Annotated in this window: 22 protein-coding genes; 17 read left to right on the forward strand and 5 right to left on the reverse strand. The window is 50.5% G+C overall.

Annotated features, from left to right (window positions below):
* Positions 1-21 precede the first annotated feature (21 nt).
* Positions 22-1,818, reverse strand: a complete 1,797-nt coding sequence (locus tag ACXAF9_RS10010) for a BatD family protein (RefSeq protein WP_475073550.1) — start codon at positions 1,816-1,818, stop codon at positions 22-24.
* Between the two features lie 85 nt (positions 1,819-1,903).
* Between ACXAF9_RS10010 and ACXAF9_RS10015 the strand changes: the two genes are divergently transcribed.
* Together ACXAF9_RS10015 and ACXAF9_RS10020 are read left to right on the forward strand one after the other, a co-directional pair.
* Positions 1,904-2,122, forward strand: a complete 219-nt coding sequence (locus tag ACXAF9_RS10015; RefSeq protein WP_475073551.1) for a DUF2835 domain-containing protein — start codon at positions 1,904-1,906, stop codon at positions 2,120-2,122.
* A gap of 66 nt (positions 2,123-2,188) precedes the next feature.
* Positions 2,189-3,214, forward strand: coding sequence for a quinone-dependent dihydroorotate dehydrogenase (locus ACXAF9_RS10020; RefSeq protein ID WP_475073839.1), 1,026 nt, complete (start codon positions 2,189-2,191; stop codon positions 3,212-3,214).
* Between the two features lie 75 nt (positions 3,215-3,289).
* Here the strand turns inward: ACXAF9_RS10020 and rmf are convergent, their stop codons facing one another.
* Complete coding sequence (gene rmf, locus ACXAF9_RS10025) at positions 3,290-3,496, reverse strand: ribosome modulation factor (RefSeq protein WP_475073553.1); 207 nt, start codon at positions 3,494-3,496, stop codon at positions 3,290-3,292.
* Between the two features lie 317 nt (positions 3,497-3,813).
* On the opposite strand from rmf, the gene rlmKL reads away from it, so the two are divergent.
* The 9 genes from rlmKL to ACXAF9_RS10070 all read left to right on the forward strand — a co-directional run bounded on the left by rlmKL (position 3,814) and on the right by ACXAF9_RS10070 (position 11,743).
* Positions 3,814-5,943 (forward strand): bifunctional 23S rRNA (guanine(2069)-N(7))-methyltransferase RlmK/23S rRNA (guanine(2445)-N(2))-methyltransferase RlmL, encoded by a 2,130-nt coding sequence (gene rlmKL, locus ACXAF9_RS10030; protein WP_475073555.1) that lies wholly within the window; start codon positions 3,814-3,816, stop codon positions 5,941-5,943.
* A gap of 312 nt (positions 5,944-6,255) precedes the next feature.
* Positions 6,256-7,464, forward strand: a complete 1,209-nt coding sequence (locus ACXAF9_RS10035; RefSeq protein WP_475073558.1) for an ammonium transporter — start codon at positions 6,256-6,258, stop codon at positions 7,462-7,464.
* Positions 7,465-7,611: 147 nt separating this feature from the next.
* Positions 7,612-7,920: a TRAP transporter large permease subunit gene (locus ACXAF9_RS10040; RefSeq protein ID WP_475073842.1), complete on the forward strand. Its 309-nt coding sequence runs from the start codon at positions 7,612-7,614 to the stop codon at positions 7,918-7,920.
* 62 nt (positions 7,921-7,982) lie between these two features.
* Positions 7,983-9,017, forward strand: coding sequence for a GlxA family transcriptional regulator (locus tag ACXAF9_RS10045; RefSeq protein WP_475073561.1), 1,035 nt, complete (start codon positions 7,983-7,985; stop codon positions 9,015-9,017).
* Positions 9,018-9,034: 17 nt separating this feature from the next.
* Positions 9,035-9,202, forward strand: coding sequence for a LysR family transcriptional regulator (locus ACXAF9_RS10050; RefSeq protein WP_475073563.1), 168 nt, complete (start codon positions 9,035-9,037; stop codon positions 9,200-9,202).
* Positions 9,203-9,388: 186 nt separating this feature from the next.
* A complete protein-coding gene (locus ACXAF9_RS10055) occupies positions 9,389-10,234 on the forward strand; it encodes a 5'-nucleotidase, lipoprotein e(P4) family (protein WP_475073565.1) in 846 nt (281 codons plus the stop codon).
* Between the two features lies 1 nt (position 10,235).
* The gene (locus tag ACXAF9_RS10060) at positions 10,236-10,556 is read left to right on the forward strand and encodes a DUF4144 family protein (RefSeq protein ID WP_475073567.1); all 321 of its coding nucleotides are present in this window, start codon (positions 10,236-10,238) and stop codon (positions 10,554-10,556) included.
* A 76-nt stretch (positions 10,557-10,632) separates the two neighbouring features.
* Positions 10,633-11,121, forward strand: a complete 489-nt coding sequence (locus tag ACXAF9_RS10065; protein ID WP_475073569.1) for a type II secretion system protein — start codon at positions 10,633-10,635, stop codon at positions 11,119-11,121.
* Positions 11,122-11,251: 130 nt separating this feature from the next.
* Positions 11,252-11,743, forward strand: coding sequence for a hypothetical protein (locus ACXAF9_RS10070; protein WP_475073571.1), 492 nt, complete (start codon positions 11,252-11,254; stop codon positions 11,741-11,743).
* 34 nt (positions 11,744-11,777) lie between these two features.
* Here the strand turns inward: ACXAF9_RS10070 and preA are convergent, their stop codons facing one another.
* Both preA and ACXAF9_RS10080 read right to left on the reverse strand, forming a co-directional pair.
* Positions 11,778-13,052: an NAD-dependent dihydropyrimidine dehydrogenase subunit PreA gene (gene preA, locus ACXAF9_RS10075; RefSeq protein ID WP_475073574.1), complete on the reverse strand. Its 1,275-nt coding sequence runs from the start codon at positions 13,050-13,052 to the stop codon at positions 11,778-11,780.
* Complete coding sequence (locus tag ACXAF9_RS10080) at positions 13,045-14,397, reverse strand: NAD(P)-dependent oxidoreductase (RefSeq protein ID WP_475073576.1); 1,353 nt, start codon at positions 14,395-14,397, stop codon at positions 13,045-13,047. The genes preA and ACXAF9_RS10080 overlap by 8 nt, the downstream gene beginning before the upstream one ends.
* A gap of 276 nt (positions 14,398-14,673) precedes the next feature.
* Between ACXAF9_RS10080 and ACXAF9_RS10085 the strand changes: the two genes are divergently transcribed.
* Positions 14,674-15,351 (forward strand): TetR family transcriptional regulator C-terminal domain-containing protein, encoded by a 678-nt coding sequence (locus ACXAF9_RS10085; RefSeq protein WP_475073578.1) that lies wholly within the window; start codon positions 14,674-14,676, stop codon positions 15,349-15,351.
* Positions 15,352-15,388: 37 nt separating this feature from the next.
* Here ACXAF9_RS10085 and ACXAF9_RS10090 read toward each other — a convergent pair whose 3' ends face one another.
* Positions 15,389-16,660 carry a Zn-dependent hydrolase gene (locus ACXAF9_RS10090; RefSeq protein WP_475073579.1) on the reverse strand — a complete coding sequence of 424 codons (1,272 nt, stop codon included), beginning with the start codon at positions 16,658-16,660 and terminating at the stop codon, positions 15,389-15,391.
* Positions 16,661-17,059: 399 nt separating this feature from the next.
* On the opposite strand from ACXAF9_RS10090, the gene hydA reads away from it, so the two are divergent.
* From hydA to ACXAF9_RS10115, 5 genes are read left to right on the forward strand one after another with little or no spacing between them, the layout of a single operon-like run.
* Positions 17,060-18,502: a dihydropyrimidinase gene (gene hydA, locus ACXAF9_RS10095; RefSeq protein WP_475073580.1), complete on the forward strand. Its 1,443-nt coding sequence runs from the start codon at positions 17,060-17,062 to the stop codon at positions 18,500-18,502.
* A gap of 34 nt (positions 18,503-18,536) precedes the next feature.
* Positions 18,537-19,391 carry an ABC transporter ATP-binding protein gene (locus ACXAF9_RS10100; RefSeq protein WP_475073581.1) on the forward strand — a complete coding sequence of 285 codons (855 nt, stop codon included), beginning with the start codon at positions 18,537-18,539 and terminating at the stop codon, positions 19,389-19,391.
* Between the two features lie 8 nt (positions 19,392-19,399).
* Entirely contained in the window at positions 19,400-20,281 is an 882-nt protein-coding gene (locus ACXAF9_RS10105) for an ABC transporter permease (protein ID WP_475073583.1), read from the forward strand.
* A complete protein-coding gene (locus tag ACXAF9_RS10110) occupies positions 20,278-21,285 on the forward strand; it encodes an ABC transporter permease (RefSeq protein ID WP_475073586.1) in 1,008 nt (335 codons plus the stop codon). Before ACXAF9_RS10105 ends, ACXAF9_RS10110 begins: the two co-directional genes overlap by 4 nt.
* A 47-nt stretch (positions 21,286-21,332) precedes the next feature.
* Positions 21,333-22,334: an ABC transporter substrate-binding protein gene (locus ACXAF9_RS10115; RefSeq protein WP_475073588.1), complete on the forward strand. Its 1,002-nt coding sequence runs from the start codon at positions 21,333-21,335 to the stop codon at positions 22,332-22,334.
* The last annotated feature ends 88 nt before the right edge of the window (positions 22,335-22,422 follow it).

Below are 22,422 nucleotides of genomic sequence, written 5' to 3' on the forward strand. Positions count from 1 at the left end.
ACAGACTTATCCATACCGAGTTTAATCGTAAAAACCGCGCCGCTCACGAAGCGTCGTCGCGCTGTTTACGATCAAATCACCCATCCAGGCATCGTTGTTTCGTTGGTTATAGAGATGCTGTTCTAAGTCGATGATGGCAAATTCAAGGGTTTTATTCATCGCAGCACTGCTGACATCACGTGCATTATAGATGTGGGCATCAGGCCACATCAGCTCCCCCCAGCTGACCAACGCATCATAAGCCGCTTGCGGGTTCCCTGCATGACAAGCGTTCATTAAGGCGGTAAAGGCTTGGGCTTCGGCGCGTCGTAAATACTCCTCATGTTGCTGGATTTCAGCAAGGTCCATCGCACGCTGTCGATCCAATTCGCTGATGTTGTGCTCCTGAGCATGCTGGGCTTGGATTTTTCGAAGTCGCATCAAGGTTGCGGCCCCAAAGGCTGATCCTAGGAAGGCCAAACCCGCTAATAACCAAATAATGGGGTTTTGGGGCGTTGTTGTCGAAGGGCTGTCTGGCGTATCAGTCACACGACGATCGGCTTCTGTGGTTTCCGTAAGCGGAAGAACATCACTGGCTTCAACACGGGGTGAGCTAGCAGTGGGTGTATCTGTGACGGCGTAATGCGTGGTCGAAAGTTCGGTGGTGACGGATTTATCCTGATTGACATCCCACCAGGTGACCCTAATCGCAGGTAAAGATAAGTCCCCTGGGTACTGCGCCTTAATTAGCTGGGTTTCGGTACGATGACCAACGAGGCCATTTTCATCAAAAGATTCGGTCAGCTCGGTGGATAGCAGCTCCGTGTCGGCCCCTTCGATGGCTTGCGTAAACAGAGGCGGCAGCTCCGATGCGGGGACGCCCTCAGCGGTCAGTGTGACTTCCCGAACCCATTCGGTTCCAGGTGTAATCACGCTGGGTACCGAGCTGTTATCCGTCAGTGTCACCGAAGTGGAGGGCAGCCACGGGATATCTTCATATGCTTTTGGCAGTACCTCGATCGTTTCGGCGGTGGGCGGGGCGGGTATGGTCAGCGTATCGGCATCTTCAATGGAACCTGCGGACAGCATCGGTGGGATGATCTCGTGAATACCGGCTTCGTCTGGGAAGATAACATAGCGCTGAGTCCGCTCTATAAAATCTTCGCCCTGCAGTCGTACGCTTCGGGTGCTCTCTTCGCCAAGCGGCAGGACTAACGAGCGTTGCAAGGTCGGTGCCGCCATCAGGAGGGGCTTGGTTGGCTCGGTTCGGTAGGTCAATGTCGCGGTGTAGACGAGTTGACTGCCCACGTAAGCCAAGTCCGGCTCAACCGAGGTGCGCATGCGAATGGAGTTACGAAAATCGAGTGGGTTACTGGCCTCAACTCGCGGAGCACCATTGGGCCCGATCACCACCTCCGGGAGGTTCTCGGTCTGAACGCGAGGCGGTGTGTAAGTCGGGCGGTTGGTTTGGCCGGGTGTTACAGTGATGGTGATCGGCTTGGATTGCTCCCCGCCCATGGCAAAGGCCGGAATGGTTAATTGGCCGCTGTAGCGAGGTCTTAGCAGTACGTGCCATCGTAAGGTGGTGTTCGGGACGCCGTCGATCCTTCGCGATATGGTCATGTTTTTTTGACCTAGAATGATGAACTGGTCGCGAAGCGGGGTTAAGTCGGGCCGATCCACAGAACCTGGTTGAGTAGCTTCCAGCGTCATCTGGACGGTATCGTCCGTCGAGAGGGTATAGCGGTTTAGGGTGCTGCGAACACTGGCAAAGCTTGAGTGCGTGAACACAAGTCCAGTTATAATCGTGGTTATCAGAGTGCGAGCGCTCAACGCCATTGAGTGTCCTTAAATCCAAACGCAATAGATGCATCATGGCACATGCGGCCATAAAAGGTGAATCAGAGAGATTTTAAACGCCAGTATGAATGTGATCTACATCCGAATACGAATTACTGCCGATGAGTACCTTAAGCAGTATCAAGTCCCGGGCATTAACGTGCATACCGTAGCCGAAGACGGCCGTAATGTGTCCTTTCCCGCCTCCATTCTTAAGCCTTTTGTGACCCATTCTGGGATACAAGGGCGCTTTTGTATCCGGTTTGATCGAAACGGAAAGTTTAATTCCATCGAACGAACCTGATCGGTGGATGCCAAAAACGGGCATGCCCGTTATAATGTGCGCTCGATTACTGAAAGCGGTCTGACTATGTTTTATTCATTGGCAAAATCCTTAATGTTCCGCATGGATGCAGAGCAATCCCATAATTTAGCGTTAGGCGGAATGAATTTTGCGGCAACCCTCGGTTTACCGAAGCTTTTGGGGGCACAAAAACTGGATTTACCGGTGGAGGTCATGGGCATCCGTTTCCCGAACCCAGTGGGCTTAGCGGCCGGTTTGGATAAAAACGGCTCGGCCATCGATGGTTTGTCGGCGCTTGGCTTTGGTTTTGTGGAAGTGGGCACAGTAACCCCGCGCCCTCAAGTGGGTAACCCTAAACCGCGTCTTTTCCGAATTCCGGAGCATAACGCCATCATCAACCGTATGGGGTTTAATAACCACGGTGTTGATCAGATGTTGGCGAACATTGACCGCGCTCGCTTTAAAGGTGTGTTGGGCATCAATATTGGCAAAAACAAAGATACCCCCAACGAGAACGCCAACGACGACTACATTTATTGCCTGCGTAAAGTCTACTCACGCGCAAGCTACATTACGGTTAACGTATCGTCACCTAATACGCCAGGCCTTCGTACATTGCAATTTGGTGATTCGTTGAATACCTTGCTCGAAGCGTTGAAAAACGAACAAGCCAAGCAAGCCATGCTTCATGATCGCTATGTTCCGATTGCGGTGAAAATTGCGCCGGATATGAACGAAGAAGAGATCGAAATGGTGGCAGGCGCGTTAAAAACGTATGAAATGGACGGTGTGATTGCCACCAACACAACGCTCTCGCGTGAAGGGGTTGAAGATTCACCAACGCATCGCGAGGCCGGTGGTTTGAGTGGAGAGCCGGTTCGCAATCGATCTACCCGTGTAATCCGCAGCTTATCGACCGCGCTTGATGGGGCTTTACCGATCATCGGTGTCGGCGGGATTACCGAAGGCTTTGATGCGGCAGAAAAGATTGAAGCGGGCGCAAGCTTGGTTCAGATCTACTCTGGCTTTATTTATAAAGGCCCGCAGCTGGTGACGGATTCTGTGCGTGCTATCGAAGCGATGAAACGATAAGCGAACAGCAGGTGCATCAAAAAAGGCTCCTATATTAGGAGCCTGTTTTGTTGAAGGGATAAGAAAAGTAGATAATCAGTGAAGGCCAGGGTGAGCCTGTATTGCCGAGACACCAGCCATACCATTCCAATGAGCTTCTCGGCCTTCGCGCCAGCCACTCATCCAGTGACTTCGTAGCTCATTGACTTTGACCGGGCACGAGTCTCTCGATTTACCATCAATGCCGGCCTGAAAACCACGCTTGTACAGAGTTGAAGCTTTATCTCGTTTCTGTCTCTTCATAAAAAACGCCTCTCATACGTTATGATTGAGCACATGAATATCTGAGACTAATATTCATCCTGTTCTGCGATTCGATCCTTGTTTGGCTCACCGCAGATGTTTATTGATAACGAAATTCGTTCTTAATCGCGATTGAATGTGACTATAAAACGAACGAATCTAATTGTTAGCAAGTGCAACAATTGAGTCGTTTCAGCGTGTTAGGTTCCTTTTTTGAACGCTGAAATAGATCTGAAAAAAAATCATCATAATTTCGTAACAAGTGAGTGAAATTGCAACTCCTTGTTTAATAAACCTTTTATTAATTCAGGTACACCATGAAGTTTTTTGCAACTTGCCCAAAAGGGCTGGAGACACTGCTCAAAGATGAAATTGAAGCGCTCGGTGTCGAACAAACTTCGCAAATGCCTAACGGTGTTTCATTTGAAGGCGACCTAGAAGCGGCGTATCGCGTGTGTTTATGGTCGCGTTTAGCCAGCCGGGTCTACCACCCCATTTTTGAAACCTTGGTTGAAACGGCAGATCAGCTTTACAAAGCCGCTCAAAACATTCGTTGGGCGGATCACATGGAGTCTGATAACTCCTTTTTGGTCAGTTTTACTGGTAAAACCCGCTCGATCAATCACACCCACTTTGGCGCATTGAAGATTAAAGATGCGATTGTAGATCAATTCCGTGACACGGTGGGCGAGCGTCCAACGGTGGATCGCGAGTATCCCGATGTTCGTATTCATGCCCACGTGTTTCGCGGTAAGTTGACGATATCGATCGATCTCTCTGGCGAGAGTTTGCACCGCCGTGGTTACCGTACGCACGCAGGTGCTGCGCCCCTAAAGGAGAACTTAGCCGCCGCTATTTTGACCCGCGCTGGCTGGCCACAGTCCCACGAAGAGCTTCCGGTGTTATTGGACCCGATGTGCGGTTCTGGCACCTTGCTGATTGAAGGGCTCTGGATGGCGGCGGATATCGCGCCAGGGCTTATGCGCACCTTTGGCTTTACCTACTGGAAGCAGCACCAAGAAACGGTCTGGGAAGGGCTTGTTGAAGAGGCCAACCAGCGTAAAGTGCAAGGGCTTGAACGCTTAGATGTACGAGCGATCGGTTTCGATCAAGACACAAACGTCCTTGAAATTGCCAAAGAAAACGCAGAACGTGCTGGGGTTGAGTCCTACATTGAATTTCGAGAAGCGCGCGTCGAGCAGTTGGTACGACCGGATGAAGCCAATGGTCTTTTAGTCACCAACCCACCTTACGGTGAGCGACTGGGTGACAGCTCCGAATTAATGTTCTTGTATCGTGATTTAGGGGATACATTAAAGCAGGAGTTTGGTGGCTGGCGAGCCGGTATCTTTACCGGTAACCCAGACTTATGCGAAGTGGTCGGCTTAAAAACCGACAAGAGTTATCAGCTCTTTAACGGCCCGTTGGAAAGTCGTTTATTCCTTTACACCGTTTACAGTCAGCGCAAAGAGGGTTCGGTTAAAGAGGAGGCGCATCAGCTGTCGGATCAGGCGCAGATGTTTGCCAACCGTCTTAAAAAGAACCTTAAGAATTACAGCCGTTGGGTGAAGCAGAACAACATTGAATGTTACCGCTTGTACGATGCCGATATCCCCGAATATTCGGTGGCGGTCGATATCTATAAAGAGTGGGTTCACGTTCAAGAATACGTCGCACCCAAATCGATCGATAAGGTTAAAGCCTTTGAGCGACTTAAAGACGTGCTTGCCGTGATCCCCGAAGCCTTGGGGGTAGATCCGCTTCGGGTCGTCCTTAAGCAGCGTCAACGCCAAAGCGGTAAGAAGCAGTACGAGAAACAGAGTAACGCCAAGCACTTTATTGAAGTAAACGAGCACGGTTGTCGCTTACGAGTGAATTTGCACGACTATCTGGATACGGGGCTCTTTTTGGATCACCGTCCAGTGCGCCGTCAAATCCAGCAGCAGGCCGAAGGTAAGGACTTCCTTAACCTATTTTGCTACACCGCATCGGCCAGTGTGCATGCCGCTGTAGGGGGCGCTAAGACAACGACCAGCGTGGATATGTCAGCGACGTATCTGCAGTGGGCGATGAAAAACATGTCCTTAAATGGGTATACCCACAAGGGGCATAACTTTGTTCAGTCCGACTGCGTGCAGTGGCTGCGTAAACAGCGACGCCCTGCGTATGATCTCATTTTTATGGACCCGCCGACCTTCTCTAACTCAAAGCGAATGAGCGATGTGATGGATGTTCAGCGCGATCATGTGGATCTGATCCGTTTGGCGATGCGTCTGCTGCGCCCAGATGGGGTTCTGATTTTCTCGAATAACTATCGTAAGTTTAAAATGGATCGAGAGCTGTTAAGTGGCTACGAGATCAAAGAGATCACCAATCAAACCCTAGATCCTGACTTTAAGCGCAACAGCAAGATTCACGTCTGCTACGAGATTCGTTGGCCAAAGTAGGGGGGGTAACACCCAGTCTTCTTTTTTAATCGCCCCGTTAAGGGGCGTTTTTGTATCTAATTCTCGCACTAAAGAGAGGCGATCTAAATTTAATGGTGCATATTGGCATGTAATCTGCTTTATTTTAGTGCGAAATTTGGTGTTGCTCGCCAAATAACCTCCCTAATGCTTAGTAAACGGCTGTTGAATCAGCGGTTTTAAGCAAAAATGAGAATAATGCGCTATACCAGCATAGGGAATGCGTGCTTCGTTATAGGGCTAACACACTAGAGATGCACCGTAAGAGTGCAAAGAGATACGTAGGAGACCTGTGTGGAAACTGTAAACAGTGCTGTTGAGACTCTGATTCAGAGTTCAAATACGCTCTTCATTCTGATGGGCGCCATCATGGTATTTGCCATGCACGCCGGATTCGCCTTCCTAGAGGTAGGTACGGTCCGTCATAAGAACCAAGTGAACGCCTTAGTTAAAATCATGACCGATTTCGGCTTTTCAGCCGTGGCATACTTCTTCGTCGGTTATTGGGTTGCGTATGGTGTCACCTTCTTCCAAGACGCGGCTACTTTAGCCGAAGGAAATGGCTATGATCTGGTCAAATTCTTCTTTTTGATGACTTTTGCTGCAGCGATCCCGGCTATTATTTCAGGTGGTATTGCTGAGCGTGCGAAGTTCTGGCCCTTATTGATCGCTTCAAGCTTGATTGTGGGTTTGGTTTACCCGTTTTTTGAAGGGGTGATCTGGAACGGTAACTTCGGTTTCCAAGCGTGGTTGGAAGAGAGCTTCGGTGCGCCTTTCCGTGATTTTGCAGGCTCGGTCGTGGTTCACGGTATGGGTGGCTGGATTGCGCTGGTGGCGGTGATCTTGCTGGGTTCTCGTAAAGGCCGTTACCGCGATGGCCGCGTTGTGGCATTCCCGCCTTCGAATATCCCATTCTTAGCATTGGGTGCGTGGATTCTGTGTATTGGTTGGTTTGGCTTTAACGTTATGTCCGCCCAAACCTTGGATGGCATCTCTGGCCTTGTGGCTGTGAACTCGTTAATGGCTATGGTCGGCGGCATCATCGCAGCTTTGTTAGCCGGTAAGAATGACCCTGGCTTTATCCATAACGGGCCTTTAGCGGGCTTGGTCGCTGTGTGCGCAGGCTCCGACATCATGCACCCAATCGGTTCTCTGGCCGTAGGTGCGGTGGCAGGCTTCCTGTTTGTGTGGTTGTTCACACTGATTCAAAACAAATGGAAACTGGATGATGTTCTGGGTGTATGGCCTTTGCACGGCGTGTGCGGTGTTTGGGGTGCCATTGCCGCCGGTATCTTCGGTTCTGAAGCGTTGGGCGGTTTAGGTGGCGTATCCTTGATGTCACAAATCATCGGTAGCGTAGCCGGTGTTGCCGTTGCTGTCGTTGGTGCGCTCGTTGTGTACGGCGTTGTTAAAGCCGTGAGTGGTCTTCGTTTGGATGAAGAAGAGGAGTACAACGGTGCTGACCTCTCTATCCACAAAATCGAAGCAACCTCGATGGATTAAGCTCCACTAACACGCTTTTGAACGTCATTAAAACCCGACACCTAGTGTCGGTTTTTTTCGTTAAGGGGTTGGTAAACAGGATTTTGGCACGCTAATGGGTTTATTTTTCCGGAAGATACATGGCTTGGGATTTCTTCCTTGTTGGGGATGATCATGAACGATTTCAGCGTTGTGGCGATCATCAGTCCACTTTTGCTGCCGGTGATGGTTCACATTGGGTTTGATCCGGTTCACTTCGCAGCCATCGTTGGTACAAGTGTGGTTATTGGGTGTAACAGTCCGCCAATGGCTCCTATTTTGTTTATGACCTGCCGTATTGGTAACGTGGGTATGTCGCAAGTAATGAAGCCTGCGCTTGGGTTTATGGCCTTCGCTGCGCTGCCTGTGATGCTGATTACTACGTACTGGTCGCCTTTGGCACTGTACCTGCCACGATTGTTTGGTTATATCGATTAATCACAGAATAAACGCAATCTGACTTGCCAGCGTCAGATCGCTGGCAAGCAAGGAGGAGTTCAATGGGGCAGGCATCCAATACTAAAAATCAGTTTTCCAGCCCAATGAAGCACAGTAATCGCATCGTCACGAAAGACCTTGAGATTGATGTGCCTCGCAAGTCTGTGCTGTTTGTGTTGTTAGAGCACTTTTCCATGGTCTCGTTTACCGGTGCTGTGGATGTGATGGTCACCGCGAACCTACTGACCCACGACCCAGTGTTTGATGTCATTACGGCAAGCCACGACGGTGAGCCTGTTAAAAGTGACTTAGGCATCGATATCGCGGTCAATGGGCGTGTGGCCGACTATCAAAATACACCCATCGACATGGTGGTGGTGTGTGGTGGTTTAAGAACCCCCTTAGTCCCGAACCCAGCGGTTAAATCCTTACTGAAATGGGCAGCTAAAAAGCAGCTTTGGTTGGGCGGGCTTTGGAATGGGGCTTATTTTTTAGCGGATCTTGGTGTGTTTGATGGCCGCGAGTGTGCGGTACACCCAGACAGTCGCGAAATTCTAAAAGAGCAGTTTCCAAAAGTAGAGGTCACAAAAGCGGCCTACCAGATGGATCAAAAGCTGTTCTCATCGGTTGGGCCGAATGCATCGATTCGGGTCATGTTGGATCTGGTCGAGAAGCTGTTTTGTCGCGATATGAAGCGGGGTATTAACGGTATTTTACTAGCCGATACCAATCGCTCGATCAATTCTGCATTTGCCAATGGCGTGACGTTTTTGCCACCTAAATTGGAAACCATCATCGAGCTGATGGAAAGCAATTTAGAGGAGCCACTCTCGTTAGCGGAGCTAAGCGACTACACCTTGTTATCTCGCCGACAAGTGGAGCGCTTATTTGCACGGTACCTGAACACCAGCCCATCAAAGTACTATCTGGAGCTTCGGTTAAATAAAGGTCGCCAGCTTTTGCTTAGGACAAACTACACGGTCAGCGAAGTGGCGATGGCGTGTGGGTTTGTGAACAACACCCATTTTAGCCACAGCTTTAAAACCCACTTTGGCGCCTCGCCAACCAGTGTTAGGTTAGAAGGCAAAGATATTTAATTTTACGAGTAGTAGTTATGGTAAAATCGGCTGACCCCGATAAAGTTCTGATCAAAATGCCCTCACTGCGAGCTGTGCGCTCGTTTGTCGCGGCGGCTAAATATCTTAACTTTACCCGCGCGGCAGAATCCTTGTACGTAAGCCAAGCGGCTATTAGCCTTCAGATCCGAGAGCTCGAAGCCTAGAACTCTTTAAGCGGGTAGGACGGGCTTTTGAGTTAACCGAAGCCGGTTCTATTTTTTACGATGCGGCCCTTTGCAGGGAGGGTGCTCCGCTGTACTCTCGAGTGTGTGACCGTTTCATGACAGCCATGAAGCTATAGCCATGAAACTAAGGCACCAGACCCAAGTACACCATCAAAGGAGTGATCTATGCCCTCTCTGCTAAAACCACTCACGTTGGGATTGTTCGTTATCTTAGCGGCAGGTTGTTCTCACGTTCCTAAAGAATCCGAAAAAGCACCTGCACTCACGGACAATAACCTGAACAGTACTCTGTGGGTTCAAGCCTCTGGCGAGTACAAGGCCAACGCTTTACAAGCTTACAATGCCGCCATTGCCAACTTAGGGGGCGTGGTTAGGTTAGGCAACCAAAGTGCAGTTCTTGAACAAGAGGGCAATGTGGGCTCTTTGCCAGCCGCCGTCGTTCTGGATATTGATGAAACGGTATTGGATAACTCCAAGTATCAGGCCAACCTTGTATTAACGGGCACCTCGTTTAACCCCGCAACTTGGGATCAATGGATAGCAAAGAAAGACGCCAGTGCTGTGCCTGGGGCGGTTGAGTTTATCAATTATGCTAAGTCCACCGGTGTCGAAGTGTTCTACATCACCAACCGAGAGTGTATGCCGCGAGAGACCAGCAGCGACCCTTGCCCTCAAGAGGCCGATACATTGGCAAACCTGCAAAGCGTGGGTATCCAAGGGGCAACCAAAAATCATCTTCTTATGAAAAAAGAGTTTCCCGACTGGGGCTCGGAGAAAACCAGTCGTCGGACCAATGTAGCCGAGCAATACCGCATCGTAATGTTGTTTGGTGATGATTTGGGGGATTTTCTCCCGGGGGCAAAATCCATGACGCCGACCGAGCGGGACAGCATGGTATCGGAGCACAGCAATAAATGGGGCAGTGTTTGGTATATGTTACCCAACCCTACCTATGGCTCTTGGCAGCGTGTCCTAAAAGGTGCGCCAGAAGGGCACTTAAAAGGGTATTGATATGACAGTAGAGTGGCCAGCAGTGATCAGCTTTTCGGGCGACCCGGAGCTTGAGTTTATCGCGGATGAAAGCGCCTATCGGGATTGCTTGCAAGATTTTGCGGGTCACTTTGTCGAGGGGGATCGATTAATCGACTCCCTCGGCCAATCCTTTTTACTGACTCCGCAAGGCGATTATCAAACGCTGGGTGAGTCCGTTTCCCTTGATGCCTTGATCACTTTAATTCAAGAACACGCCTTTGCTGAGAATAACGTATGTGTGGCTAAGATAGCGCCACCGGACATTGCCTCGGCCATAAAACTGCTTAAACCGCTGGTTTAACACGATTTTAGATTTTTTTGTTTGCGCCGATACTTATTGAAGCATTTGTTAATGAGTATCAGCAGTAAACGAAGTGATGAAAAAAGCAGTTATATCTCAAGCTCGAACATCCGGTTTTACAATAGTGGAGCTGGTGGTTGTAATCGCACTCATTGGTATTTTATCCGCCGTTGCTTTACCTCGGTTTATCGATGTTGGTCGGGATGCAACTCTCGCCACCATGGAGGGGTTGGTAAAAGCATTGCAAACCAGCACCAACCTAACACACGCTACGGCCATGATTGAGGGACGTCATACCTTAGCGACCGATACATTAACGGTTGAAGGGCAAACTGTGGCCATGGTGTATGGATATCCTTCAGGTACGGTAAATGGTATCCCTGCCATGATTAAAACCCTGCCTCAAGGTTGGCAGCAGCGTGCCAGTAGTTATAGTGGTGCATGGGTATTTTGGCATGGCTCCATTGAGCAAGATGCAGGGGCAGCCCGTTGCTATGTTCGATATCGCCAAGCAACCAGTGTCAGTCAGCCGCCGGTCATCGACTTTCAGTCCAGTGGCTGCTAAGTTTGAGTAGAATTTACGTGTTACCGTGTGTAGCACTGTAAAGATGGGTTAAACGAGGGTTTGAATCTGAACATAACCCCGTGTTTATAGTCATAAAGCAGGATGCTTTTGAAATCAGATAAGGATATCTATGAGTTTGTCGTACCAGGCACCGGATTTGGGTGCCCTAGCCGATTCACTGAAAGTGAATCATTACCCCGCACCATCGTTAGATCATAATCTACAAAGTGCCGCTTTTATTGCTGACTTGATCAATACGGCCACCGAGACCGGTGAGTACCCTGCTTTAAAAGCGCGTTTTCCAAAAGGTGCCCCCTTATCTGTCGAATCTTTGTTCAGCGGTGTGCGCAGTAACGGCGCGTTGGCGTTTAAACCTCGCTCCTTGACTGAATGTTTGGTGTTTGTCACCACCAGTGATCAAATCCACGTCGCGGGCCAGCGATATCGCATGCGTAAACACACTAAAAGCCAAGTGGGTTTGTACTCAAAAGGGCGGGTGTACTCGTTCAACCAAGCGCATCAATCGGTGGTGTGTGAATCGCGAGAACAATTTGTGAAGCGTTGCTCGGCCGCTTATGGCCGCACAGGTGCGTCGGTGAATTTCTATTATGGACGGCTGTAAGTAAGAGGGCTGAATAGCCCCCTTAACCTTTCTATTAAGACGCTTTCGAAAACGGGTTTCGAGGGTCTTGTGTCCAGTTCATGTATTGATCGGTTGTGGTGTGATTTTCCATCGTGATGCAATCCTCAACAGGGCAATTGATCTCGCATAGATTACAGCCGACGCACTCCTCCTCAATGACCTCAAACTTATTGGTGCCGTTGGCTTGCGGCAGTGTGCGTATGGCTTGGTGAGAGGTGTCCTCACAGCCAATGAAGCAGCGGCCGCACCCGATGCATTTGTCCTGATCGATCTTCGCGACCGATTTGTAGTTCATGTTCAGGTATTTCCAATCGGTGGTATTCGGTACGGCTTGGCCTCGGAAATCCTCGATGGTGTTGTAGCCTTTGCTGTCCATCCAGCGGCTTAAACCATCTTGCATCTCTTCGACAATTCTAAAGCCATACACCATGGCGGCTGTGCACACCTGAACACTGCCCGCACCAAGAGCAATGAATTCAGCAGCATCACGCCAGTTACTGATGCCGCCAATACCCGAGATCGGTAAACCAAAAGTTTCGGGGTCGCGTGCAATCTCGCTGACCATGTTAAGGGCAATCGGTTTTACCGCAGGCCCGCAATAGCCACCGTGGGTGCTTTTACCGTCTACAATGGGGCGTGCGACCATCTGATCTAAATCGATGCTGGTAATGGAGTTGATGGTATTGATCAGTGATACGGCGTCCGCCCCCCCAGCATTGGCCGCCCGTGCCGAGAATCGGACATCCGTGATGTTGGGCGTCAGCTTAACGATCACCGGTAGCGAGCAATACTGCTTACACCACGCCGTGACCATCTGAACATACTCGGGCACTTGCCCAACCGCTGCGCCCATGCCGCGCTCTGGCATACCGTGTGGGCAGCCAAAGTTAAGCTCAATGCCATCAGCACCGGTTTGCTCGACCATTTTTAAGACTCGCTTCCAAGCGTCCTCTTCGCAGGGCACCATCAAAGAGACCACAAGTGCCCGGTCGGGCCAGGATTTTTTAACCGCTTCTATCTCTCTTAAATTGACTTCTAAAGGACGGTCGGTGATCAGCTCGATGTTATTAAACCCCGCTACGTTGCCATACGCATCATAGGTGGCTGAATAGCGGGAGGAGACATTCACAGCCGCTGGGTCTTCGCCTAAGGTTTTCCAGACAACGCCGCCCCAGCCGGCTTCGAAGGCGCGCTCCACGTTATAGGCTTTGTCGGTCGGTGGCGCCGAGGCCAGCCAGAATGGGTTAGGAGATTCGATTCCTGCAAAACGGGTTTTTAAATCAGCCATGATGATCTCCTTGTGCGCTTGGGGTTAGGTAGTCGTGGATGGAAAGGGCCGCAAGCTTGCCTTGCTGAACGGCTTCAACGGTTAGATCTTGCCCGATACCGGTGCAATCGCCGCCAGCAAACAGGTTGCTGTAAGGTGTATTGAAAGCATCGGTGGTTTTCACCTTTCCACTATCCAGCTTAAGGGTTTCACCCTCCGGCAAAGTTAACGTTTGGCCAACGGCTTTAAAGATGGCTTCACACGCAATATCAAAACTGTGTTCGGTGTCGGATAAGCGGCCATCTTTAATGTGCGTTTTTTCAAAGCGCATGCCAGTGAGTGTGTCGCCTTCTAGAATAATTTCAGCAGGGCGACTCCAGGTAAGCAGTTTGACTTGATGTTGCTTGGCAATCTCTTGTTCGTGCCACGTAGCACCCATAGACGCGGAACCACGACGATAAACGAGCGTAACCTCCTCGCTGCCTAAGCGTTTTAGCTGGCAAGCGATATCGATGGCGGTGTTGCCTGCGCCGATCACGACAGCGGATTTCGGGATGTACAGCGAGTCTTTTGTGTCGGCTTGGCGAAGCTGTTCGATGTAATCCACCGCGTTGATCACGCGCTCATGGGATTCATTAGCCAAATCGAGTGCTCGGCAGCCTTGTAAACCGATCCCAAGAAACACCGCGTCGTAGTCGTTCATTAGGGAAGTTAGGTGAATGTCTTGACCTAAAACGGTGTTCGTGTGCAGGGTAATACCGCCCACCCCTAAGATAAAATCGACCTCTTTTTGCGCAAACTGCTCGGTCATTTTGTAGCGGGCAATGCCGTATTCATTCAGACCGCCCGCTTTAGATTTAGCCTCGAACAAGTCCACCTCGTGACCTTTAAGGGCTAAACGATGAGCACAGCTTAAACCGGCAGGGCCTGCACCAACCACAGCAACGCGTTTGCCTGTGGTGGCTTCGCGTGCAAAAGGGTGGCCTACAAATGTGGCGTTGTCGGTAGCGTAGCGTTGCAACTGCCCGATCAAAACCGGTGCGCACTCGGCTTCTTGATTGCGCACACAGCTCTCTTCACAAAGGATTTCAGTTGGGCACACTCGGGCGCAGCTGCCACCCAGAATATTGCTTTCATAAATGGTGCTGGCAGCCCCTTCAAGGTTGCCTGTGTGTATATTGCGAATAAACGAGGGGATGTTGATATCGCTAGGGCACGCCTTAATGCAAGGGGCGTCGTAGCAGTACAAACAGCGTGCGCTTTCTTGCAAGGCTTGGCGATGGTTAAGGGCGGGCTTAATGTCTTTAAAAAGCTCATCAAGCAGCGGGCTTTCCGATTCCGTAAACGAGAGTGGATGCAAGCTCATCGGTGCTTCTCCGGTTGGTCATTGGTTCTTAAGGTCTAGTTTTGTTTTACCGGAGTGTTGCATTTGATGTGCCATCTTCTGACCGTTTGGTCAAAAGGTGTTGGTCTTTTATTGATCAATTCTCTAATGCCTTGAAAAAACTAAGGTTTAATTGATAAGTGAAATTGGCACGAATTGTTCATCGTTTAGGGTGGGTTCTGTGCAAAGCCCATTTTGTGCTCCATAATGCACACAAAGCGCGCCACTGCGCACCACAATGGGAGACGCAAAGTTCCGATGACTGACACCTCAAAGGCCCAGAAAAGCCCAGAGACGCCGCCGAAAAAGCGTCAACGTCGAAGCCTTGCAAAGATCCGTAAGGATAATTCGGAGCAGATCCTATTGGTGGCCGAGCGGGTGTTTGGCGAGAAAGGCTACAGTGGTGCGACCATCTCTTTAATTGCCGAAGAGGCGGGTTTGCCCAAAGCCAATGTCTTGTATTACTTTCGCACCAAGGAAGCGCTTTACCGCGGGGTGCTCAGTAATTTGCTGCACATTTGGATGGACAGCATGGAAGATATGGCACCAGACAAACATCCGCGCGATGCGCTGCGTGCTTATATCTTAAAGAAGGTGCGCCAATCGAAAGAGCATCCGCATGCCTCACGTATCTTCGCCAGTGAGATCATTCACGGTGCGCCGTTTCTGCGTGAACAGCTCCAAAACGAGTTGAAAGATCAGTTTCAGCGAACCTGTCAGGTCTTTCGGGAATGGATGGCCAAGCAGTGGATGGAACCGGTCAACCCAGAGCATTTGTTGTTCCTACTTTGGTCAATGACCCAATCCTATGCTGACTTTGGCGTGCAAAGCAGTTTGCTGCTGGAAAAAGAGGAGTTAGATGACTCCGATTATGAAGCGGGTGCCGAGATGATCACCCGCTTGGTTCTAAAAGGCTGCGGTATACGGCTTTTTTAAACCGACATACAAAGCCACTTAACCTAGATTACAAAGACTACGCGGCGGCCTCATCGTTGGGTTTTTCATCGTCTACCGACACTACTTCAGCCATCTTAAGCATCGCATTCAATAATACCGAGCATCCTGCTTCGCACTCTTCAAGGGTGGTCGATTCCACCTCGTTATGGCTGATGCCATCTAAGCAGGGAGTAAAGACCATGCTGGTGGGCGCAAAGTCCGATACATAGCACGCATCGTGCCCAGCCCCTGCGATGATATCCATGTGTGAATACCCAAGTGCCTGTGCGGCACTGCGAACGGCGTCTACACAAGCGGTATCAAAGTGAATTGGCTCGTAATACCAGAACGGGTCTAGCTCGATATCCACGCCGTATTCTGCTTCAAGTTCGGCAATTTTTGCTTTGAGTTCGGCGTCCATTGCGGTGAGTTCGTCATCTAAAGGGTGGCGCAGGTCGATGCTGAACGAGACTGATCCGGGGATGGTGTTGCGCGAATTGGGGGAAACTTGCACAAAGCCCACCGTACCGCAGCCAGGGGCATGATTTTTGGCAATGATTTCAATGGATTGCATCAGTAAAGTTGCAGGGATAAGAGCGTCTTTTCGTAAATGCATCGGGGTTGTGCCAGCGTGGGATTCGCGGCCTACAACGGTTGCATCGTACCAGCGCTGGCCTTGCCCACCGGTTACGACACCAATCTGTTTGCCCTCGGCTTCTAGGTAAGGGCCTTGCTCGATGTGGGTTTCAAAAAACGCATGGAAACGGCGCTCTCTTACCGGGTGTGTTCCTGCAAAGCCGATGCGCTCTAGCTCATCGCCTAAGCGTACCCCGTGCTCGTCCACTTTATTTAAGATGTCGTCCAGCTCAAACCGCCCCGATACCACGCCAGAGCCCATCATGGCCGGTGCAAAGCGCGAGCCCTCTTCGTTGGTCCACACCGAGATCTCAATGGGGTGTTTGGTCTTGATGCCTAAGTCGTTCAGGGTGCGGACCACCTCCAAGCCAGAAAGGGAGCCAAACACGCCGTCAAACTTACCTCCAGTGGGTTGAGTGTCTAGGTGGCTGCCTGTACCGACTGGGGCTAAGCTCATGTCGGCTCCCAGGCGGGTGGCAATCAAGTTGCCCACTTGATCCACCTTAACGGTGCATCCGGCTTCCTCTGCCCAGCGGATGTACAGCTCGCGTCCCGCTTTGTCTAAATCGGTTAAGGCTAATCTGCAACAGCCGCCTTTATCGGTGCCGCCAATTTTAGCCATCTCCATTAAGCTGTCCCATAAACGTTGCCCATTGATCGTATATGCATCCATTGTTCCGTACCTGTTCGTTGTGAAATCCGTACGATTCGTAATGCAATTAATTGACCATTTGGACAGAAGATGTCTTTGCCTTTCTGTAAGTTTCAGAAAATCATCATGTTTTTCACAATTTTTATACGTCTTCTGGTCTTTATTGGCTCTTTTGCTCGATCTTGAGTGCACTAAAATGAGGTCTCACTGCTCATTTTCTGTGCAAGTCATTAGGGAGGTTTTCCTCTGTAGATCGCTTATTTTTCAGTGGTAATGCTCTCTTTAATTCATTAAACCCTTTCTAAACATAAGGTTAAGAGGCGTGAGTGTTTTCTGTTTAAAATCTTTTGTCCAGTTGGTCAGCTTGTTGCATTGACTCATTCTACAAAGACTCTGAACTGGACCAGAAGGGGAAAGCAAATGGGCGTACTCATTTCAGGCGGGACTGTCGTCAATGCGGATCTAACCATCAAGGCGGATGTGTATTGTGAAGAGGGCAAAATCGTGGCCATAGGGGATCAACTCTCGGTACCCGAAGGGACAGAGGTTGTCGATGCGACAGGTCAGTATGTGATGCCAGGGGGGATCGATCCGCACACCCATATGCAACTTCCTTTTATGGGCACCGTGGCAAGCGAAGATTTTTACACAGGAACACGCGCGGCATTAGCGGGTGGCACGACCATGATCATCGATTTTGTGATCCCGAATCCTCAGCAACCCTTGATGGAGGCGTTTCATCAATGGAGTGATTGGGCCTCACGTGCGGTGACCGATTACTCGTTCCATGTTGCCGTGACCTGGTGGGATGACTCGGTCAATGACGATATGGGCACTCTGGTTCAGGAATATGGCGTTAACTCTTTTAAGCACTTTATGGCGTACAAAAACGCCATCATGGCCGAGGATGAAACCTTGGTGAACAGCTTTAATCGCTGCCTAGAGCTCGGTGCCATGCCAACCGTCCATGCTGAGAACGGCGAGTTGGTGTACCACCTTCAGCAAAAGCTGCTAAAAGCCGGCCTAACCGGGCCAGAAGCTCATCCGCTTTCACGCCCAGCCGAAGTCGAAGGGGAGGCCGCGAACCGTGCCATTCGAATCGCCCAGTCGTTGGGTGTGCCTCTTTACTTAGTGCATGTGTCCTGCGAGGAAGCGGTCGATGAGATTGCTCGTGCTCGTCACGAAGGGCAGCGCGTGTATGGCGAAGTCCTCGCTGGGCATTTGGAGTTAGACGACAGCGTGTACCAAAACGAGGATTGGGGCTTTGCGGCCGCACACGTAATGAGCCCACCGTTTCGCCCCAAAAAACACCAAGACATTTTATGGAAAGCCCTGCAAGGCGGAACCCTTCAAACCACCGCAACCGATCACTGCTGTTTCTGCGCCGAGCAAAAAGCCTTTGGTAAAGATGACTTTTCCAAAATCCCCAATGGCACGGCTGGCGTTGAGGATCGGATGATGATCCTTTGGGATTCTGGCGTTAACAAAGGGCGGCTTTCGATCAATGAGTTTGTGGCCGTGACCTCTGCCAACGCGGCTAAGATTTTTAATCTGTATCCACAAAAAGGGTCGATCTCAGTGGGTGCGGATGCTGACATCGTGGTGTGGGACCCACATAAAAAACACACGATCTCGGCCAAAACGCACAATCAAAACATCGACTTCAATATCTTTGAAGGCCGCGTTGTGGAAGGCGTGCCGTCCCACACCATCAGCCAAGGTAAGGTGGTTTACAAAGAGGGCACTCTGTTTGTCGAAGAAGGGGCGGGTCGGTACGTTAAACGTCCGGCGTTCCCTTCTATTTTTGATGCGGTGAAAAAATACAACGAAACCCATGCTCCTAAAGCTGTTGAGCGCACTTAACCCTTAACAAGCGCTATTTATAAGGAGATTGAGCATGATGTTAGCGATGCAAGAACCCAGAACCCGCGAAGATGGGGTAATGAGCGAGCAACCCGCAATCAATAACGTACCTGTTAAAACAATGATTGAAGTAAACGACTTGTCATTGATTTTTAACACCAATGATGGTGATGTTCACGCCTTATCGAACATCGATCTTACGATTAACGCGGGTGATTTCGTCTCGTTTATCGGCCCATCTGGCTGTGGAAAAACCACCTTGTTGCGGGTGATCGCCGATTTAGAGCAGCCCACCCAAGGCCAGATCAAAGTGGATGGCACCACGCCCGAAGATGCCCGTAAAAATCGCATGTATGGGTATGTGTTTCAGGCACCAGCGTTGTTCCCTTGGCGCACCATCGAAGATAACTGCCGATTACCGCTTGAGATTGCCGCGCAACCCAAAGCCCATCAAACCAAGCAAGCCGCTAAATACTTAAAAATGGTCGGGCTGCAGGATTTTCATAAAAAGTACCCATGGCAGCTTTCGGGCGGTATGCAGCAGCGCGCATCCATCGCCCGTGCGCTCTGTTTGGAGCCAGACCTCCTATTGATGGATGAGCCCTTTGGCGCACTGGATGAGATCACCCGTGATCATCTTAATCTTGAGCTTCTCAATATCTGGGAATCCACCCAAAAGACCGTGGTGTTTGTGACGCACTCAATCACCGAAGCGGTGTTGCTATCGACCCACATTGTGGTGATGTCGCCGCGTCCTGGGCGCATCACGAAAGTGATCAAAAGCCCATTACCGCGAAAGAAAAGCCTAGCGCTTCGTGATACCGAAGCCTTCAACGCACTGGCCGCCGACATCCGAGATGTCTTAGCAACGGATCATCAGATCGATTAGGAGGGCGCATGAAATCATCGTTAAGCGAAAAACCTCTGGCTGCAATCCTAATGATGATCACCGTTGTGATTGCCCTTTGGTACCTAGCTGCGCTCTGGATGAATGGCAACCAGTACATCCAAATGCAAGAGCGTAAAAAACAGCCTTGGACCTATCTTGAAGCGGCCCGCGAAGCCTATGCGATAAAGCGGCCGCCATTGCCGGTTCCACATCAGATCGTGCAGGAGCTCTACAAAAGCGTATTTGAAACCAAGGTAACCTCGAAACGATCCTTGGTGTATCACACAGGCATCACGCTCAGTTCCACCTTGTTAGGTTTCCTGCTTGGCGCATTATTGGGCGTTGTGATTGCGGTCGGGATTGTTCATAACCGCACGTTAGAGGCGAGTTTGATGCCTTGGGTGATCGCCTCGCAAACCATTCCGATCCTTGCGATTGCACCGATCATTGTGGTGGTGTTGGGCGCCATTAATCTAACCGGATTGATCCCTAAATCACTGATATCGATGTATTTGTCTTTCTTTCCGGTCACCATCGGCATGGTCAAAGGGCTTAGGGCGAGCGATAAGCTCCACAGTGAGCTGATGACCACCTACAGCGCAAGTGCGCGGCAAGTGTTTTGGAAACTTCGTTGGTTTTCGGCGCAGCCTTACCTGTTTGCCAGTCTAAAAATCGCCATCGCCGCGGCCTTAGTGGGTGCCATCGTCGCTGAATTACCCACAGGTGCACAAGGCGGTTTGGGCTCGCGCTTATTAAGCGGCTCTTATTATGGGCAAACTACTCAAATATGGGCCGCTTTAGTGATGTCTGCGTTGCTCGGTAGTGTGTTGGTCTATCTGGTCGGCTGCTCAGAGCGTTGGGTACTTAAACGACGGGGGATGGCTGCATGAAGACTTTAAACGCGTCGATTGCGCCGATGCTGGGGGCTGCATTGCTGTCGGTGGCGCTGATTGCGATCCAAAGTGTGTGCTTAGCGCTTTGGCCGCGTGGGATTTATCACGACCAGCCGGGGTGGATTTTCCTGCTCGGTTTCTGTGTTGTGGCTGTCTTTTTTGGCTTATCCAAATTGACGGCACTGCAAGATGTATTACGAAAAGAGCGTGAATGGCCGTTGTCGGCGCTCGCACAAAAGAGCGTATCGGTATTGATCCCTTTGCTGTTTGCTTTGGTGCTGCTGCTGGTGTGGGAGGCGATGGTGGTCGGGTTTGATGTGCCTTTAGTTTTGCTTCCGGCACCGACCGGTATATTGCATACCTTCATTAACTCAGCGTCGGTGCTTTGGAGTGATTTTCAGCAAACTTACCTTAAATCGGTCGTGATCGGCTATGTGCTGGGTTGCTCTTTGGGCTTTGTGACGGCCATGTGGGTGGTGAAGAGTCGTTTCTTGCAAAACGCGCTTTTGCCGCTTGGCAACTTCATGTCGGCCATCCCGATTGTTGGCATCGCACCCATCATGGTGATGTGGTTTGGGTTTGATTGGCCCTCGAAAGCGGCGGTTGTGGTGATCATGACCTTCTTCCCGATGCTGATTAACACCTTGGCCGGGCTTCAGTCGGTGGACCCACTGCATCGGGATTTGATGCACACCTATGCCGCTTCTAAAAGCGCTTTCTTCTTTAAGACCCAACTGCCGCAGGCCATGCCCTTTGTGTTTAATGCCCTCAAGATTAACTCCACCTTGGCGTTGATCGGGGCGATTGTGGCGGAGTTTTTCGGCACACCCATCGTTGGTATGGGGTTTCGGATTTCGACCGAGGTGGGTCGGATGAACATGGATATGGTGTGGGCCACGATTTTAGTGGCGGCACTGGCCGGTTCGCTCTCTTATGGCGCTTTGGCGTTGTTGGAAAGGAAAGTCACGTTTTGGCACGCATCTGTTCGCCAAAGCCAATAATCGATCGACAAGACAAGACTGTGTGAACTAACGAAAGGGGATTTTTGATGCAGAACACGTTAAAGAGCCTAACGGCTGGGATAGTACTGTGCGCCGCTTCCACATCGGGCTATGCAGAGGAGCTGACGTTACAGCTCAAATGGGTTACACAAGCTCAATTTGCCGGTTATTACGTGGCGTTGGATAAAGGGTTTTACGAAGCACAAGGGATCGACATGACGATCAAACCCGGCGGCCCAGACATCGCCCCGGCCCAAGTGTTGGCAGGAGGCGGAGCCGACATTGTGGTGGATTGGTTGCCATCGGCCCTGGCCACGCGGGAAAAAGGCTTACCCTTAGTGAACATCGCCCAGATCTATGATCAATCGGGCATGATGTTAACCTGTCTAAAATCAAGCGGTGTGGAAACCCCCAAAGACTTTTCTGGCAAAACCTTGGGCGTTTGGTTTTTCGGTAACGAATATCCCTTCCTAAGCTGGATGTCGAAATTAGGCTATCCAACCGATGGGGGTGAAAGTGGTGTCACCGTATTAAAGCAAGGTTTTAATGTGGACCCGATTTTCAACGGCCAAGCCGATTGCGTCTCCACCATGACTTACAACGAATATGGCCAAGTACTGGATGGTGGTCTGACCCCAGCCGAGCTGACGCTGTTTAAATACGAAGAGGAGGGCGTTGCTACACTGGAGGATGGCCTTTATGTGTTGGAGGACACCCTAAAAGACCCAGCAAAACAGGAGGCGTACGCCAAATTCTTAAAAGCGACCATTCAAGGGTGGGAGTGGGCCAAAGAAAACCCTCAAGAAGCGGCTGAAATCGTGCTCGAGTACGATGATACCGGCGCACAAACCGAGGAGCATCAAGTACGTATGATGACTGAGGTAGCTAAATTGTTAGCCTCGGGCGAGAAGGGGATCGGCTATTTAGACCCAGCGGCGTTTGATCGAACCGTGTCCGTTTTACTGGATGGCGATTCAGCACCAGTGATTACCAAAAAACCGGAAGGGGCATGGACACACGACATTTTTGATAAGGCTTCAACACTCTAAGACTAACAGGGTGCTTCCTTTTCTTAAGGGAGCGCCACCAAGCCTCTTTTTTGTAGGGGTGAGCTAAGCTAGAATGCCCTGCTGGACT

The sequence above is a fragment of the Neptunomonas sp. ABH4_499 genome, from assembly GCF_056160565.1.